Below are 16,010 nucleotides of genomic sequence, written 5' to 3'. Positions count from 1 at the left end.
GATCCTCCATCATTACCGGCCTTCCGGCATCCGGATCACGCAGATCTCGTTGATGGAAGGAGGTGCCGAAGCGTCCAGGATCTTTAAACGCAGCTTACGGGCCCTGTAGTTTTTGGGAAACCGGATCACTTTGCAATCGCCCATCGGCTCGTCGCTAAGGTACACCGTTTGCCATTCACCGGAAGGCGGCAGCAGATCTACGCTGTATTTCCGGATGCGGGGAATGCGTATCTGCGAAAAGCCATCAGACAGCCCTTTTACATCCTGGTATTCAAAAATGGTTATTTTATTAAAGGCCTCCGCGGGATCGAGCGCCAGCTCCACGCTGGCCAGCGTATCTTTCGACGCCCAACGCGCATCCAGCTTGCCATCGTTGATATGGGATGCATCATAGCGGTCCTTTTCTGCAGGCCAGGCACTGGTAGCGCTGGCCGGCCTGTTAAAGGAAATGAACCGGCCGTTCCGGGGCAGCGGTTTATGGGGCGATAAGCCCAAACGCTTTCCCAGCGCTATCGCTGCATTGGCTTCGTACTCCCGTATGCGGCCGGTATTGTCCGGGGGCACGTTCACCACCAGTGCATTGTCATTGTCGGTACACCAGTAAAACAGCTCTTCCAGTTCATCGAGGTCCCGCACGGGCAGTTGCTCCGATTTCTGGAACCAGTTCCAGCGTTTGCTGATGCAGAGGGTATGTTCAAAAGGGAGGTAATAGGACCGGCCCTCGTGGAGGTATTGCTTTTTGTCGAATTTCGTTATAAGCTGCGGATCCCAAAGACGGAAGTCAGATGGAAAGTATTGAAAATAATAACGGTTGTCCTGCGTCATGTCGGACGGACGGGTAAAGGTTCTCTTTCCTTCTTCGTTTACGATCGTATGGTTAACGCTTACCGCACAGGCGGGGTTGTATTTTTTTACCAGTTTATAGATCTGGTCGATGCCCCATTGCTCCGGCCGGCGATCCCATCCGCCATCCAGCCAAAGCTCACTGATGGGGCCATAGCCTGTAAACAGCTCCGTCAGCTGATGCAGCATATAGTTGATATACCGCTGCGGATCTTTTTCCCTGTAGGAAGGCGCATGCCGGTCCCAGAGCGAATAGTAGATGGCAAACTGTATCCCGTATTTTTTGCAGGCATCTGAGACCGCTTTTACAATATCCGTCTTAACGGGAGACGCGGCTACATCATAGGTCGTGTACCTGCTGTTCCAAAGACAAAAACCATCATGGTGTTTGGTGATCAGCAGCACATACCGGAAGCCGGCCTCTTTGGCCACCCGCACCCATTGATCCGGATCGAGCTGGGTGGGATGGTATTTTTCAACCGGCAGGGTGCCGTCAGACCACTCCACGTCGGCAAAGGTATTGATGCCAAAATGGATGAACATCCCGTAGCCTCTTTTTATCAGCGCCTGCTGTGCAGCATTGGGTCTGGCAGATGGCAGCAGGGTTTGGGCAAAGGATGCCGTATAAAGAACGAACAGCACCGGTATCAGCAGGCTTATTGTTTTGTGTTTCATCTTATATTTCATTGCAGGTGAAAGACTTCCTCCATCGGGCTCCAGATCTGTTTTTTTGCGGCGGCATCCGGCAACGGGCGCTGTGCAGGGTCCGTTTCACGCCACCAGCGCCGGGTAGCACTGTCAGCAGCCATCTTTTGCATATCCGCATCAAAATCATCACCGGTGTATTCAAAATAGCTGAACAGGTAAGGCTTTCCATCCACTTCCTTGAGATAGATCGAATAATGCTGAATATGGCATTCTTTTATCTTGTTCCGTACTGCGGGCCATACGGCAGCATGTAATTGTTTGTAATACGGTATTTTTTCCGGCTTTATTCCTGTTACCATGCCAAAGCGCTGTACTTTTGGGGGAGTGGTCTTAGCAGGCGGCTGTTTTTGGCTGCAGGAAAAGAAAAGGAAAAATACCATGGCAGAAAAATACAAAAATAGACCTTGCTTCATGATTTGATTTTTTTGATCGTCCGGCCTTTATGGTTACCGGAAGATCCAGTAAACGACCGTCATAACGAACAGCAATAATAGTGTAAGTACTTTGTAATTACCCAATCCCGGCCAGCCCTTGCTTTGCAGGGGCTCCTTGAATGATTTCCAGTAAAGCGCGCGGCTTTCTTCAGTATGCTGTACCGGGTACACGTAAGAAAGAATGACCTGGAGGAGCACGCAGGTACAAAACAAATAGAAAGCCATCATCATAAACGGGATCTTTCCGATGGGGTTTTGCGGAAGGAGCTTATTGACCATAAAAACGGCTCCTCCCAGTAAAGAGCCGGTCCACAGGGTATATTGCGCGGCTTTGGCTGAAGCTTTTCCCCAAAAAATGCCCAGCAGGAATACGCACGTGATGGGTGGGGCGATATGCGCGATCACATCGTTGATGCCTTCAAATAAGCTCTGGTACTGATTGAGCAGCGGCAGCAGCGCAATGGATACAAGCAGGGCGGCACCGGCCGTCCACCGGCCTACAGCCACCAGTGTTTTATCGCCCGCCTCCGGCCGGACCCTTTTGTAAAGATCAAAACTGGCCAGCGTGGCGATCGAATTTAAGGCGCCGGCTATCTGACTCATCAGACCCGACAGCAGTGCCGCTACCAGTATGCCGATGAGCCCCGTTGGAACCAGGCTGGTGATCATGACAGTGTAAATGCCTTTGGTATTGAGCAACTGGCCGCCTTTTTCATCATGTTGCAGGAGGCTGCTCAGGTCCAGCGCCCCGGAGTGGTACAGGGTGTAGGCAAACAATCCGGGCAGCACAAAGATGAATACCGGCAGTATTTTAATGAACCCGCAGAACAGGGCGCCTGCGCGGGCATGGTTTTCATCCCGGGCGCCCAGGGCCCGTTGTACAATGGTTTGATCGGCACACCAGTACCAGATCCCCAGCACCGGGTATCCGAGAAACACAGCGATCCAGCTCATACCGCTGGCATCGCCCGCCGGTCGTATCATGCTCAGTTTGTCAGATGTTCCTGTTTGCTCCAGGACGGCAACCATCTGGTTCCACCCGCCCATTTTGTTCCAGGCAAAAAAAGTGATGATCAGTGCGCCGGTAATGAGCACGACGCTTTGAATGGTTTCGGTGACCACCACCGCCTTTAACCCGCCAACAATGGTATAAAGTCCGGTAAGCAGCGCTATTACGATGATGCTGACATACATATTGATGCCAAAGAGCGTTTCGAGGACGATGCCGCCGGCCAGGAAGGAAAAAGCAATGTGAATGATGACGGCAGACACGATGGAGATGAGCGCTAACCAGTTGCGGCAGGCCCGGTTGTACCTTTTTTCAAGGAAGTCCGGCAGTGTGGTAACGCCGGAGCGGATATAAAAAGGAATGAAGAACAGCGCCAGCAGGATCAGCGTAAACGCTGCCATCCATTCGAAATTCCCGTTAAGCAGACCGCTGTCGAAACCGCTTTGCGCCAGGCTTACCAGGTGCAGGCAGGAGATATTCGTGGCAAAGATAGCCAGGCCGATCATGGGCCAGCGCAGGGTTTTACCCGCCAGGAAATAATCGCGTGAGGTGCCGGACCCGGTTTTTCTGTTCCGGGTACCGGTCCAGAGCCCGATGGTTACGATCAGCAGGATGTAGCCGGCAGTAAGGACGGTATCGAATGTTCCGATCATTGCAAAGGTTTTAGATCGCAGCTGCTGCCCGGCTCCTGCGGGGTGATATACACACCGGTTTCAATTTTTACGGGATGCACAAAATGCTGTTTCAGGTGCGGGATATGCTCCAGGAACAAAGCTTCATGTCCCAGGGCAATATGGTTGAACAGGACCAGGTGCTGGTGCAGCTGCCCCATATCGCCTACGTGCGGCACCACCGGTACGCCAAATTTCCGCGCCAGCAGGCTCACGGTGATGAATTCGCTCACCCCACCCACACGCACGGCATCCACCTGGATGAATCCTGCGCAGCCCGCCTGCAGGTAGTTCTTAAATGCGATCCGGTTGGCCACATGCTCGCCCAGCGCAAGCTTTACGGGGGCGATCTCTTTTGCCAGTACCTGATGCGCCATGATATCGTCCGGATGGGTAGGCTCTTCGATCCAGTAGGGGTCGATCTGTTTCAGCTCCCGGCAAACAGAAATAGCCTGTGGCAGAGTCCACTGCTGATTTGCATCCAGCATCACTTTTACGGTATCGCCGGCCTCCTGTCTTACAATATGGGCCCTCCGGATATCGCGGCCGGGATCTGCGGCGCCTACTTTCAGCTTCAGCGCGCGGAAGCCGTTGCCGATGGCCCTCCGGCAATTGGTCCGCACCTGTTCGTCGTCGTAATTGAACCAGCCCACCGAAGTGTCATAACCCGGGTATCCGTTCTGCAGCACCTGCATGCGTGCATCCCTGGTAAGCGCCTGCTCCCGGAGCAGGGCAATGGCTTCCTCCTTTGTCAATACATCTTCCAGGTAGGAGAGGTCCAGCGTTTGCACCACCTGCTCTGGTGTCAGGTCAATGAGCAGCTTCCACAAAGGAACCTGTCTTTTTTTGGCCCAAAGATCGAAGCAGGCATTGGTGACCGAGCACAGCCCCAGGTGCACGACTCCTTTATGCGGCCCCAACCACCGGAATTGCTGTTCGTTGGAAAGTAAGCGGAACATGCTGCCAAAATCCGGCATCAGCTCCTCAATATCCCTGCCGGTCAATTTTTCGGCATAGAAGCGCGCCGCCGCGCATACCAGGTCATTTCCTGTCCCCAATGTAAAGGCAAGGCCCGTTCCCCGGTTTCCTGCATCGTCCTCCAGGTCCGTTACGGCGTAAGCGTATTGCGGATCTTTGTGTACGGCATCACTGCCCGCCCCGTTTTCCAGCTGATACCGGGCATCCCGGATGTTTATTTTTCGAATCATTATTTTGTTGCGTGGTTCATGAAAGTAATATCCGGTAGCCCAATTCGGCCCCGCCGGTAACGGGCAGGATGCAACCGGTTATAAAACGCGCGGCATCGCTCATTAAAAAGATGCAGGCGTCGGCGATCACATCGGCCCCGGGCATTTTGCCCAGTGGCTGCAAACGGTCGAGGTATTCCTGCACCCGGTCAGCATAGGGCTGCTCCCGGCTCCAGGCTTCCAGCATCGGCGTTTTGATGGCGGCAGGAGCGACGGCATTTACCCGCACACCCCAGGGCGCATAATCCAGGGCCATTGATTTCGTCAGCGCATTGATAGCACCCTTGGTTGCCGTGTAAGCCGCATGGTTTTCCTGGCCGATACTGCCCACAAGAGAGCTTGTGTGGAGCACACAGCCTTTGGAGGCTTTCAGGTGCCCGATGCCGTACCTGGTGGTATAAAAGATACTGCGCAGGTTCACATTCATAAGAAGCTCCCATTCGGCACCGGTAGTGGTATGCAGGGGTTTTGAGGGATGCGCTGTTCCGGCATTATTGTGCAGGGCGTTCAGCGCGCCGTATTTTTGGATCACGGCTTCCATAGCCTGCTGCACCTCCTGCTCCCGGGTCAGGTCGCAGGTAATAAAGAGGTGATCGCCGGTCTTCAGCTCTTGCAGCTTGTCAGCACCCTCCGGGTTCACATCTGCAATACATACGGAGGCGCCTGCGCCGGCATAAGCTTTTGCGCATTCCCAGCCGATGCCATCTGCTGCGCCTGTTAAAAAGATGATTTTATTTTGAAGCGGGTACATTTTTTATTTTGCCAGACAGGGTTAAGAAATAATAATGCGGAGGGATTTTTGCATGAAGCGGCCCGCGGGCCCGGTTGAATGCCGGTGGTTGCTGTACGTTTTTATATGCCCTGCACCTCCGCTACCGGACGGGCACTTTATGACAAGCCTGATCATGATGCTATTTTTTTTCTGATAGAAATGCAATTGCAAATTAGTTTTTGAGCAACGGGTTTCCTAAAGGTAGAATGATCAGATTTTATACTATTTTAGCAAAAAGTGATCGATTGAAACAAAAAGCGGTTAATATGAAGCCTGTTTTTGCAAAAGTGATGGAAGATCTGAAGGGAGAGGTCTATGCGTTCCGGTCCTTCGATCTGCCCTTTTTTTCCACGGAGTTTCATTTTCACAGGGAATGCCAGCTGGTTTATGTGATGCAAAGCGAGGGCAAGCGCATTGTGGGCGACAGCGTGGAGGACTTTTCCGGCGATGAGCTGATCCTGCTGGGTTCAGACATTCCCCATGTATGGCATAACGACAACCGTTATTTCAGCGGGGAGGCTGCCCGGAAGATCAATGCCCGGTCGGTGGCATTGTTCTTTCACCCGGACAGGCTGATCGCATTGCTGTCCAGGTTCATGAGTACTGTAAAACTCGAAGGGGTTCTGAACAGGTCGCAGCAGGGCATGAAGTTTACGGGTTCCGAAAAAGAACGGATCCGGCAACTGCTGCTGGGCATGGCAACGCAGGATGAGCTGAACCGTTTTGTATCATTGCTGCGGATCATTGAACAGCTGGTTGCTTCAAAAGAATATGAGCTGCTGGCCGGAGACGGCTATACCAATACCTATCAGGCAAAAGATAGCCAGCGGGTAGATAAGGTTTTCCGGTATATTTTTGATCATTTTGGGGATGATATCCGGTTAGAGGATGCCGCGGCCCTGGTGCATATGAATAAGCAGGCTTTTTGCCGGTTCTTTAAAAGCCGCACCCAGAAGACCTTTGTGGAATTTGTCAATGATGTGCGCATCAGTCATGCCTGCAGGATGATGACCTCCGGCGATCATACCATTGGAGCGCTGGCCTATGAATGCGGTTTTAACAGCATCTCTAACTTTAACCGTTTTTTTAAGACCCTGAAAAGAATGACGCCCAGGGAATACCGGAAAAAGGTCCTCGAATAAAGAACCGGTTATCCAGGGCGCGGCAGCTTCATGCCTGGTTCCGTTTTTCATTGCGATGCTATTCTTTATCGAGGAACTGTTCCATAAGCAGCACCGTTGATGCATAGGAAGCCTGTTCTGCCGGGAGGGTTGTGATCTCTCCGATATAGGCCCCGTGCCCGCCGGGAAGGATCGCCAGGCTGCACCGGGGGATCAGTTTCGACAGGGCAACCACATGCTCCGGCGTGGCCACATCGGCATTACCATTGATCAGCAATACCGGCGCCCGGATGGACCGGATGGCCTCGTCGCTGAAGTCGGTGAGCCGGAGCACCCGGTCCTTGCATTTCCGGAACAGGTTGTGCAGTTTAGCGCTATCCGGCGTAACGCGGAGAAATGCCTCTTTATATTGCAGGGGCATCTGCTCAAATGTTCCCTTCTTCATAAACTCCCAGAACTGCGGTGGGGCTCCGTTGCGTTTGAGCAGTACGGAGCCGGCAATGATCCTGCGGCAAAGCCTGGGATGCCGGATGGCTATCTGCAATGCGGTATTTCCGCCGTTGCTGAAGCCAAAGAGATCTGCCTGCGGCACCCGCAGGATCGTTAACAATGCAGCCACATCATCCGCATCCTGTTCAAAAGACAGCGGCGCGTTCCGATCGCTTGTTCTTCCGTGGGCCTGTAGCTCAACACAGATCAGCTGCCGGTGCTGCGCCAGTAGCGGAATGATGCGTCCGAAGCTGGTCTGGATAGTAGAACCGCCGCCATGTATCAATACCAGCGGCACGCCCTGCCCATAGATCTCGTAATACATTTTTATGCCGTTCACGTCTACATAGCCGTTTTTGATTTTCATGTTGCATATGGTTGTATCGGGGAATGAAGCCGCGGAAAGAGTGTTGTTTTGCAAAAACCAGGCTATCAGCGGAAGGATCAGGAGGCGTACCTTTTTCATAACAATTGATTGAGCCGGTTGAACATGCGGATCCAGCTGGGGAGTGCACCGGTCTGCCGGGCAAGCGCGGCCGGAACGGTTTGCTGAAGAAGGATCTCTGTCTTATTGCCCAGGCTGGTAAAGGTTACGGTCACTTTTGTAAGCACCGGCCAGTCGGCAGGCATGCCGGCTTCTTCCGGCGACAGATCATCCCCCTGCTCATTGGTGACGACCATGGTAAACACCAGCCGTTCCGGGGCTTTCAGCTCGAGGTAGGTGCCTTTGCACCAGCAATCGCCGTGTACAGGATCCTGAACGCAGGAATGGAAGGAGCCTCCTTCCCGGACATCGATGCTTTTAAACCGGATGGAGCAGCCATCGGGTGCATACCATCGTACCAGTTGCTCCGGATCCGTCCAGGCACTGAAGACCCGTTCCCATCCGGCATCGAATACATGCGTGAGCGCTACCATTTCTGAACTATTTTCTTTTGGTTCTTTTGCTATCATGGCTTGTTCTTTTTGATTTTTCATTTTGTAAATAGTTGTCCAGTGCCGCAAACCTGCCTTCCCATAAAGCTTTGTATTGTGTGACCCAGGAAGCTACTTCGTGCAGTTTTTCAAGACGCGCCGTACAATACCGCTCTCTCCCTTTTTGGGTGATCACCAGAAGGCCGCATTCGGTAAGGATCCGCACGTGGACGGATACCGCCTGCCTGCTTACATCAAACTGTTCTGCAATGGCATTCAGGTGCAGCGGCCGGGTTGCAACAAGATCAATGATCTGCCGCCGGGTGGGGTCGGCAATGGCCTGGAAAACGTCTCGTCTGATGATCATAATATGCAATTAAATGATTGCAAATATAAATGCAATTATTTAATTGCGTAATTTTTTTTAACCGCAAGCATATTCGAAGGAAAGGGATCAGTGCAAATCCGGTATCCCACCGATGCATGTGCAGTTGCTGCGGGGAATGTAATTGAAAATGTTGCGGTTGACCGGCGCTGCAGGAACCTGCGGCGCAATCGATTGCATGTTGCAGCTTTATTTTTTTATTTACTTTTAGCATCCAAAATAAGCGGACAGCTTACAGATTGGTTTTGTCAAATGGAAAATAACGGTAACTTATACAAACTTTTGTCGAAGGGCGACGAGACGTCTTTTAGCCGGTTCTTCTCAAAATATAAAGAAAAGGTTTATGGCTTTCTGCTGCTCTTTGTTAAAGTACCGGAAACGGCAGAAGAGATCACCATCGATGTGTTCCTGAGGATCTGGCAGAAAAGAGCCAGCTTGCCCGAAGTGATCGATATGGATGCCTTTCTGTTTACGATTTGTAAAAGAAAGGCGCTGGACTTTTTGAGAAAAACTTCACGGGAGAAAAAAGTACAACAGCAGATCCATGAAAGCTTTGAACGGCATCAGAAAAATACCGCGGCTGCTTCGGACGCGCACGCGGTGCTTGAATCCAGGGAACTGGCGGAAATGCTGTTCCGCTCGCTATCACCGCAAAGAAAGAACATATTGATACTGAGTAGGATCGAAGGGCTATCGCATAAAGAGATCTCGCAGCGGCTCAATATATCACAAAGTACTGTCAAGAACACGATCGTACAAGCCATGAAGGCGCTGGAACCGCTTAAAGACAAACTCCGGATCGAAAGTTGCTGGCTGGTCTTCCTCTTGCTGTTTCAGAAATTGTAACGGACCGGGTCGCTGCGGCCTATTTCCATTTATTTTTAAAAAAATTGTGTGCGGATAGTCCTGTTTGATACTATGGGGCGTCTTTATACATACAAATCCATCATCGTATATGTCGTCCAACCCTTACAGGCTCGACCTGCTTTTTCAAAAATACATAGCCGGTAGCTGCACGCCGCAGGAGCTGGATGAGTTCTGGTCGCTGATGAGCGAGCTCACGGATGAGGAACGGTTGTCTATCGGGATAGCCGATGCCTGGCGTCGGAAACAGCCTGAAGCTATGGTTGATGAAGAACAGTGGAACAGGATCTACAGCAAACTTCACGATAAAATTCAGCAACAGGATAAAATTCCCACCCCGAGGCCATTACGCTATTTGCCATATTGGGCTGCGGCGGCCATCGTGGCTTTTCTTGTATGGGGTTATTTTTTATATCCGTCTGCTATAAAGCCGGAACAGGATAAGCAGGGTTTGGCGGTAGAGGAAACGATCACACCGGTAGAAACGGATATCAAAGTAGTTGCCTTGCCAGACGGAACCGAAGTAACCTTACGCAAAAACAGCCGGTTGCATTATGATCCGTCTTTTATAACGGGAAAGACAAGATCGGTCCATATTACGGGTGAGGCTTTTTTTGATGTGGCCCACGATGCGGGACGGCCTTTTATAGTGCACTCCGGTAAGTACAGCATCAAAGTACTAGGTACGGCATTCAATGTAAAAACAACCGCAGGGAAGCTGGCGGTAACGGTAGCCAGGGGCAGGGTCAAGGTAGAGGAAACAGCTACGGAAAAACCCCTGGCTGAACTGACACCAGGCAATCAATTGGTAATGGACAACCTCCCGGAAATTGAAACAGCGGCTTCCGTTAAAACAAATGTAGATGCTGCAGCGGTCGGCAACTGGACAAAACAGGATCTGGTTTTTAAAAATGACAACTGGGCCACGGCTGCGCAACTGATGCACCGTAAATACGGGGTGGATATCCGGATAGAGAACCCTGCTCTCGGGCATTGCCGTTTTACGGCAGACTTTACAGATAAGTCGTTGAACGATTGTCTTGAGATACTGTGTACCCTCACCAATGCCCGGTGGCATAAGAGTGGGATCAGCACCATTGATATTGAAGGGGGTGGTTGTAAATGAGTAAATTAAAAACAGCAATAAAAAGGCCGTATTAACTGCGAATTAATACAGCCACGATTTAAAATCCTTTTATTCACATTTAAATCAGTTTAAAGGTATGAAAAAAAGTGCCTTTCGGGATCTTTTTTTGCCAGGGGTGATCCCCGGCCATAGCGGTAAAAGAAAAATTGTCTATTTGATGAGGCTTAGCTTTATTACACTCTCCTTCCTGCTTCTTACATTAAATGTTCTTTTGGCAAGGAATTCTTCAGGACAGAATATCCATAAAACCTCCGTCACTTTGACGGGGCAGGAGCTGTCTCTGAAGCAACTGTTCATCCGGATCGAACAGCAAACACCTTTCCGGTTTGCTTATCTTGAGTCGCAGGTAAACGCGTATAAAGATGTGCGGGTGACGGCCGGCCGGAAGGCGGTTGCCGGGGTTTTGAAAGATGCCCTTTCCGATACAAGGCTGAACTTCAGCATAAGAGGCAATACGATCATTGTACTTGAAGATCCCAACAAACTCCGGATGGAAGCGCTTGTATGGGGCCCTGTAAGCGGTGTCGTCAAAAACGCCAGCGGCGAGCCGCTCGAAGGGGTTTCCATTACCATTAAAGATACCAGGACCGGCACCACAACAACTGCCGGTGGTCTTTTCACATTGAATGTGAAACGTGGAGATGTGCTGGTATTCTCGAGGGTAGGGTATGAGTCAAAGGAAATAACGATCAGCGATCAATCTTCGGTCGAAATCATATTAACAGCACTGGAAGGCCGCATGGACGAAATTGTAGTGGTGGGATACGGCACTCAAAAAAGAGAGAACGTGACCGGCGCCGTCTCGCAGGTGCAAATGGACCGGGTATTGGGCGACCGACCCATTACCAGCCTGGGCGCAGCGCTGCAAGGTGCAATGGCCGGCTTTACGACTTCTTCCTCCGTGGTACCGGGGGAGGGCAACAGTTTTAATATTCGCGGATACGAATCGATCAATGGCGGTGCGCCGCTGGTATTGGTGGACGGTGTGATACAGAACAACCTGAACTTATTGAACCCTAACGATATTGAAACAGTAACGGTGTTGAAAGACGCCGCATCTGCAGCCATTTACGGGGCAAGAGCCTCCTTTGGTGTGGTACTCATCACCACAAAAAAGGGAAAGAAAAATGAAGCCCTCCGCATTGATTACTCCGGCAGCTTTGCCTTTTCAAAAGTGAACAACCGCCCCGAAATGGCAACGCCCGAACAGATCGTCCGGGGATTGAAGGATATGGGCTACGCCGCTTATTGGTCTGGCCAGAACATTGATACCTGGGAGATCCTGCTGAACGAGTATAAAACGAATCCGTCTAAATATCCGCTGGGATGGACCGATGTGAACGGTACCAAATATTTCTTAAAACAAACGGACCTTATCGGTGAGATCATCGAGCCGGGATCCAGGCAAATACACAATCTTTCGGTGCAGGGCGGCAGCCAGCATATAAGCTACCGTCTGTCATTGGGCCGGTCTAAGGATGACGGCGTTCTGATAACCGATAAGGACCTGTTCAAAAGAACGAATGTGGCGTCTTTTATTGACGGGAAGATCAATAAATGGTTATCCACTTCCCTGGATGTCAAATATTCTACGGGCTTCAGAACCTACCCGAATGCGACCGGCCAGAACAGCAGCTTGTGGAAGACGAATCTTCCATCCTATCATCCCAACGACTCCCTGCCGTTCAATGGGGTGAACTATGCGGTCAACACACCGAAACATTTAATTGAACAGGCAAGCAAACAGAGCTGGAAGACCAATGATGCGCGGTTGCTGTCGCGGACGGTACTATCCCCGGTGAAAGCTCTGAAACTAACCTTCGAATATACCTATCAGCACAGCGATGCAAATAATAAACGGTATAATAACTATTTTGTATTGCACCAGGGGCTCCAAGATGCCTTAAATATATCGGATCCCAATACCCAGTATTATGTGCAAAAGACGCTGAGTGACTATACATCGGTCAACGCCTATGCTAACTATTCGGTTACAATAGGAACGGGGCATAACATTGCAGCGGTAGCCGGTTTCAACCAGGAAGAAAGCAATTTGGAGCTGCAATGGTCAAGGGCATATAATATGATCAGCAATGAACTGCCTTTTCTGGGAGGTGCATCCGGATCTACCCCGCCCGAAACCGGGGATGATTTTGACCGGTTTAAGCTTCGCGGCGCTTTTGGAAGAATTACATATAATTACCTCCAGAAATACTTCCTGGAAATAAACAGCCGGTATGACCTCAGCTCAAAATTTCCTACGGACTATCGCGGTGGCTTTTTCCCTTCTGTTTCGGCAGGCTGGAACATTGCGCGGGAAAACTTTGCCAAAGGCCTTTCCGCCTCTGTTCAAACACTTAAGTTACGGGGGCATTAGGCGAGCTGGGTAACCAGACGGTAACCAACTACGGTTTTTTACCAACCATGGCCCCCTATGATGCCTTGTGGATCTATACAGGCGTTACCCCAAAAACCTTGCGCACGCCCGGCATGGTACGCGCTAACTATACCTGGGAAAAAGTCCGCACATTGAATGGTGGCGTAGACATCGGGATATTGCAAAACCGGCTGACAGCTTCGTTTGATATCTACAAGCGGCTCACACTGGGCATGCTGGCGCCGGGCATGGATTTTCCTGCCGTGGCAGGAACAGATGCCCCGTACCAGAATGCAGCGGACCTGAAAACCAACGGCTGGGAGCTGACCATGAACTGGACCGATAAGGCGGGCGAATTCACCTACGGTCTTGGATTGAATCTCTACGACGCTAAAACCGTTATCACCAAATACCGGAACGATGTTAAAGAGTTAGGCACCCCGGCAAAGCGTTCTTTTTATGAAGGAATGCAGATCGGGGAAATATGGGGATATGTGACCGATGGCTTTTATACTGCCGGCGATTTTAATGAGGACGGAACCCTGAAAGAAGGCGTGGTTTCCATCAATGGTGTCATTTCGCACGAAGGGGATATCAAATACAAAAACCTCCGTGACGGGACAAATTCCGTGAACCGGATCGACAATGGACAGAATACGTTTACCGATCCCGGCGACCAAAAGATCATTGGAAACGCTACCGCCCGTTATAACTACGGGATCAACGGCTTTATAGCCTGGAAAGGGATCGGCTTGTCGTTTATTTTACAGGGCGTGGCCAAACGTGATGCCTGGATCGGAGGCGATATCATGTTCCCACATGCCGGCCAGTTTTCTACGTTCTATGCACATCAGCTCGATTACTGGACACCCGCCAACACGGATGCTTATTACGGCCGGATCTATCAGAATGCCCAGGAGTCGCACGGAGCCAATCAACGCATCCAAACAAGATTTTTACAGAATGCTGCCTACCTGCGTGTAAAAAATATTACACTTTCTTATTCCATACCCGCGCACCCGATCTCAAAACTGAATCTGAAGAATGTAAAGGTCTTTTACAGCGGGGAGAATCTGTTTACCTTCTCTAAGCTGATCCGGGGGATTGATCCGGAATCGCTGGGCTGGGAATATCCGCACGCGGTCACCAACTCATTCGGTATCAATATCGGCTTGTAGTATTTACCCCAGTTAAAATTGTTCACAATGAAAAAGTTTAAATTATATATCCTGTCATTTTTATTATTGGGCGCGTCCTGCAGCGACAAATTCCTGGACGAGCTGCCGGCGGATGCATTTACAGAAGGAACCGCCTTTATTTCCTACGATAACTTCAAAACCTATTCCTGGTCATTATACGAAATCTTCTCGGACCCTTCGCACCTGCAGCGGATAGCCGGGGATATCACCGCCCTGCCGGAAGGGGATGTGGAAGCAAACTATTTGTACAACTCCAACGGAAGGAACCGCTGGGCCTGGCAAACGGTTACAGCAGAAACACCTCCCGCGGGATGGAACTTTGCCTATATAAGAAAGGTGAACATCATGCTCCGGAACATAGACCGGTCTGCTATGACCGAACCGGAAAAGGAGCACTGGCGTGCCGTTGGCCTGTTCTTCAGGTCGTTTCATTATATGGAGCTGTTATCGAAATACGGCGATGTACCCTGGCTGGAAGATGTGGTGGAAGAAGATCAGACGGACGTTATCTACGGGCCGCGGACGCCCAGGGATGAAGTTGCGGCAAATATTTTAAGGGATCTGCAGTTTGCCGAAAACAAGATCAAGCCCGGCGGGGATGGTGACAATACTATCAACAAGAACTGTGTACTGGCCCTTATTTCCCGTTTTGGCCTGCGGGAAGGGACCTGGCGGAAATACCACGGTCTGCCGGACAGCGAACGGTACCTGAAAGAATGCGAAAGGGCCTCGGCGCTCCTGATGACCGCCTTTCCTACAGTGGCTGCTGATTTTCAGCATCGCTGGTCAACAGAGGATCTCCGTACCTATCCGGGAATGATCCTTTTTAAGGAATATGCTTCCAATGTGATCATGCAGCCGTTCAGCAGAAGTGAACGGGGCGGAAGCAACAAGATTGAGATGCATGCCCGAACCATTGAACGATATCTCTGTTCAGACGGAAAACCCATCGGTACCAGCATACGGTACGAGGGGGCTGCCACAATGAATGATGAGTTCCGGAACCGGGACTACCGCCTGCTATACCGCATCATTCCTCCGTATAAGGTAAATCGGGTGCCCGGTGGCAATGTACTATGGACCTATACGAACAATCCGGCCGACCGTGAGTATATCGATCTGATGAACAGCCTGGACCCCACCGGTCTTCGCCCTTTTCCGGTTTTGACCTGGCAGCCGTTTACGATCGACCGGATCCCGCATATTACCGGTGCGACCGGATCGCTAGCGCCTATGTCCAATAATTGCGGGTATTATTTTTATATGTGTTACAATACCGGCACCGATGTACTGAGCGGAGGAAGCTTTGCCACAACCGATATCCCGATCTTTCATATTGAAGAAGTATTACTGAACTATGCAGAGGCCATATACGAATTGGGAAAGTTCAGCCAGCCCATAGCAGATCAGACCATCAACAAACTGCGCCCAAGGGCACATGTGGCCAATATGATCGTTGCCGCTATTGGTGACGACTTCGATCCCAACCGGGATCCGGAAGTGCCCCCGGTGCTTTGGGAAATAAGAAGAGAGCGCATGGCAGAGCTGATGGGCGAAGGTTTCGGATTTGATGATATAAGAAGATGGAAACGCGCCGGATACTTTATAAATGCCCAACCACTGGGTGTGCGTATGCCAAAGGCAGGTACGCCTGCCGCTTTGAAATGGGTAACAACCGGTGCCGATGCAGGAAGATGCTACCGCATCGATGATCCCCTGGCCCAGGCAAAAGGATGGAAAGATTATTATTATCTATATCCCATTCCCCTGACCGAAACCGTTTTGAATGACAAGCTCAAACAGAACACGGGGTGGTAGCATAAACGGAT

The 16,010-nt window shown here is 50.9% G+C and carries 14 protein-coding genes; 6 read left to right on the top strand and 8 right to left on the bottom strand.

Going from position 1 to position 16,010, the window contains the following annotated elements:
* Nucleotides 1-12: 12 nt before the first annotated feature.
* From B160_RS0116540 to B160_RS0116520, 5 genes are read right to left on the bottom strand one after another with little or no spacing between them, the layout of a single operon-like run.
* Nucleotides 13-1,518 (bottom strand): alpha-L-fucosidase, encoded by a 1,506-nt coding sequence (locus B160_RS0116540; RefSeq protein ID WP_018629033.1) that lies wholly within the window; start codon nt 1,516-1,518, stop codon nt 13-15.
* An 8-nt stretch (nt 1,519-1,526) separates the two neighbouring features.
* The gene (locus B160_RS0116535; RefSeq protein ID WP_018629032.1) at nt 1,527-1,964 is read right to left on the bottom strand and encodes an L-rhamnose mutarotase; all 438 of its coding nucleotides are present in this window, start codon (nt 1,962-1,964) and stop codon (nt 1,527-1,529) included.
* A gap of 33 nt (nt 1,965-1,997) precedes the next feature.
* Nucleotides 1,998-3,647, bottom strand: coding sequence for a sodium:solute symporter (locus B160_RS0116530; RefSeq protein ID WP_018629031.1), 1,650 nt, complete (start codon nt 3,645-3,647; stop codon nt 1,998-2,000).
* Nucleotides 3,644-4,873 (bottom strand): enolase C-terminal domain-like protein, encoded by a 1,230-nt coding sequence (locus B160_RS0116525; RefSeq protein WP_018629030.1) that lies wholly within the window; start codon nt 4,871-4,873, stop codon nt 3,644-3,646. Before B160_RS0116525 ends, B160_RS0116530 begins: the two co-directional genes overlap by 4 nt.
* A gap of 16 nt (nt 4,874-4,889) precedes the next feature.
* The gene (locus B160_RS0116520) at nt 4,890-5,663 is read right to left on the bottom strand and encodes an SDR family NAD(P)-dependent oxidoreductase (RefSeq protein WP_018629029.1); all 774 of its coding nucleotides are present in this window, start codon (nt 5,661-5,663) and stop codon (nt 4,890-4,892) included.
* 287 nt (nt 5,664-5,950) lie between these two features.
* Here B160_RS0116520 and B160_RS0116510 point away from each other — a divergent pair, with 287 nt between their 5' ends.
* A complete protein-coding gene (locus B160_RS0116510; RefSeq protein WP_169540093.1) occupies nt 5,951-6,826 on the top strand; it encodes an AraC family transcriptional regulator in 876 nt (291 codons plus the stop codon).
* 58 nt (nt 6,827-6,884) lie between these two features.
* On the opposite strand, the gene B160_RS0116505 is transcribed toward B160_RS0116510, so the two are convergent.
* The 3 genes from B160_RS0116505 to B160_RS0116495 form a co-directional block, all read right to left on the bottom strand.
* Nucleotides 6,885-7,661: an alpha/beta fold hydrolase gene (locus B160_RS0116505; RefSeq protein WP_157558115.1), complete on the bottom strand. Its 777-nt coding sequence runs from the start codon at nt 7,659-7,661 to the stop codon at nt 6,885-6,887.
* 95 nt (nt 7,662-7,756) lie between these two features.
* Nucleotides 7,757-8,248 carry an SRPBCC family protein gene (locus B160_RS0116500; RefSeq protein ID WP_157558114.1) on the bottom strand — a complete coding sequence of 164 codons (492 nt, stop codon included), beginning with the start codon at nt 8,246-8,248 and terminating at the stop codon, nt 7,757-7,759.
* The gene (locus B160_RS0116495; RefSeq protein WP_040680016.1) at nt 8,220-8,576 is read right to left on the bottom strand and encodes a metalloregulator ArsR/SmtB family transcription factor; all 357 of its coding nucleotides are present in this window, start codon (nt 8,574-8,576) and stop codon (nt 8,220-8,222) included. The genes B160_RS0116500 and B160_RS0116495 overlap by 29 nt, the downstream gene beginning before the upstream one ends.
* 270 nt (nt 8,577-8,846) lie before the next feature.
* On the opposite strand from B160_RS0116495, the gene B160_RS0116490 reads away from it, so the two are divergent.
* The 5 genes from B160_RS0116490 (at nt 8,847) to B160_RS0116475 (ending at nt 15,999) form a co-directional block, all read left to right on the top strand.
* Nucleotides 8,847-9,440, top strand: coding sequence for an RNA polymerase sigma factor (locus tag B160_RS0116490; RefSeq protein ID WP_157558113.1), 594 nt, complete (start codon nt 8,847-8,849; stop codon nt 9,438-9,440).
* Nucleotides 9,441-9,549: 109 nt separating this feature from the next.
* Nucleotides 9,550-10,584 carry a FecR domain-containing protein gene (locus B160_RS0116485; protein WP_018629022.1) on the top strand — a complete coding sequence of 345 codons (1,035 nt, stop codon included), beginning with the start codon at nt 9,550-9,552 and terminating at the stop codon, nt 10,582-10,584.
* Between the two features lie 178 nt (nt 10,585-10,762).
* On the top strand, nt 10,763-12,982 hold the full coding sequence (locus tag B160_RS29390; protein WP_169540091.1) for a SusC/RagA family TonB-linked outer membrane protein: 2,220 nt from the start codon (nt 10,763-10,765) through the stop codon (nt 12,980-12,982).
* 47 nt (nt 12,983-13,029) lie between these two features.
* Nucleotides 13,030-14,160, top strand: a complete 1,131-nt coding sequence (locus B160_RS31735) for a SusC/RagA family TonB-linked outer membrane protein (RefSeq protein WP_157558111.1) — start codon at nt 13,030-13,032, stop codon at nt 14,158-14,160.
* Between the two features lie 27 nt (nt 14,161-14,187).
* Nucleotides 14,188-15,999, top strand: coding sequence for a RagB/SusD family nutrient uptake outer membrane protein (locus tag B160_RS0116475; protein ID WP_018629021.1), 1,812 nt, complete (start codon nt 14,188-14,190; stop codon nt 15,997-15,999).
* Nucleotides 16,000-16,010: the final 11 nt, after the last annotated feature.

The sequence above is a fragment of the Niabella aurantiaca DSM 17617 genome (genome assembly GCF_000374125.1).
Classification (GTDB): Bacteria; Bacteroidota; Bacteroidia; order Chitinophagales; family Chitinophagaceae; genus Niabella; species Niabella aurantiaca.
This window is presented reverse-complemented; position numbering and strand designations above follow the sequence as displayed.

What these genes read in the sequence shown, in the direction of transcription:
- B160_RS0116540 (WP_018629033.1), bottom strand. Translation starts at nt 1,518, where the DNA reads ATGAAACACAAAACAATAAGCCTGCTGATACCGGTGCTGTTCGTTCTT.
- B160_RS0116535 (WP_018629032.1), bottom strand. Translation starts at nt 1,964, where the DNA reads ATGAAGCAAGGTCTATTTTTGTATTTTTCTGCCATGGTATTTTTCCTT.
- B160_RS0116530 (WP_018629031.1), bottom strand. Translation starts at nt 3,647, where the DNA reads ATGATCGGAACATTCGATACCGTCCTTACTGCCGGCTACATCCTGCTG.
- B160_RS0116525 (WP_018629030.1), bottom strand. Translation starts at nt 4,873, where the DNA reads ATGATTCGAAAAATAAACATCCGGGATGCCCGGTATCAGCTGGAAAAC.
- B160_RS0116520 (WP_018629029.1), bottom strand. Translation starts at nt 5,663, where the DNA reads ATGTACCCGCTTCAAAATAAAATCATCTTTTTAACAGGCGCAGCAGAT.
- B160_RS0116510 (WP_169540093.1), top strand. Translation starts at nt 5,951, where the DNA reads ATGAAGCCTGTTTTTGCAAAAGTGATGGAAGATCTGAAGGGAGAGGTC.
- B160_RS0116505 (WP_157558115.1), bottom strand. Translation starts at nt 7,661, where the DNA reads ATGAAAATCAAAAACGGCTATGTAGACGTGAACGGCATAAAAATGTAT.
- B160_RS0116500 (WP_157558114.1), bottom strand. Translation starts at nt 8,248, where the DNA reads ATGATAGCAAAAGAACCAAAAGAAAATAGTTCAGAAATGGTAGCGCTC.
- B160_RS0116495 (WP_040680016.1), bottom strand. Translation starts at nt 8,576, where the DNA reads ATGATCATCAGACGAGACGTTTTCCAGGCCATTGCCGACCCCACCCGG.
- B160_RS0116490 (WP_157558113.1), top strand. Translation starts at nt 8,847, where the DNA reads ATGGAAAATAACGGTAACTTATACAAACTTTTGTCGAAGGGCGACGAG.
- B160_RS0116485 (WP_018629022.1), top strand. Translation starts at nt 9,550, where the DNA reads ATGTCGTCCAACCCTTACAGGCTCGACCTGCTTTTTCAAAAATACATA.
- B160_RS29390 (WP_169540091.1), top strand. Translation starts at nt 10,763, where the DNA reads ATGAGGCTTAGCTTTATTACACTCTCCTTCCTGCTTCTTACATTAAAT.
- B160_RS31735 (WP_157558111.1), top strand. Translation starts at nt 13,030, where the DNA reads ATGGCCCCCTATGATGCCTTGTGGATCTATACAGGCGTTACCCCAAAA.
- B160_RS0116475 (WP_018629021.1), top strand. Translation starts at nt 14,188, where the DNA reads ATGAAAAAGTTTAAATTATATATCCTGTCATTTTTATTATTGGGCGCG.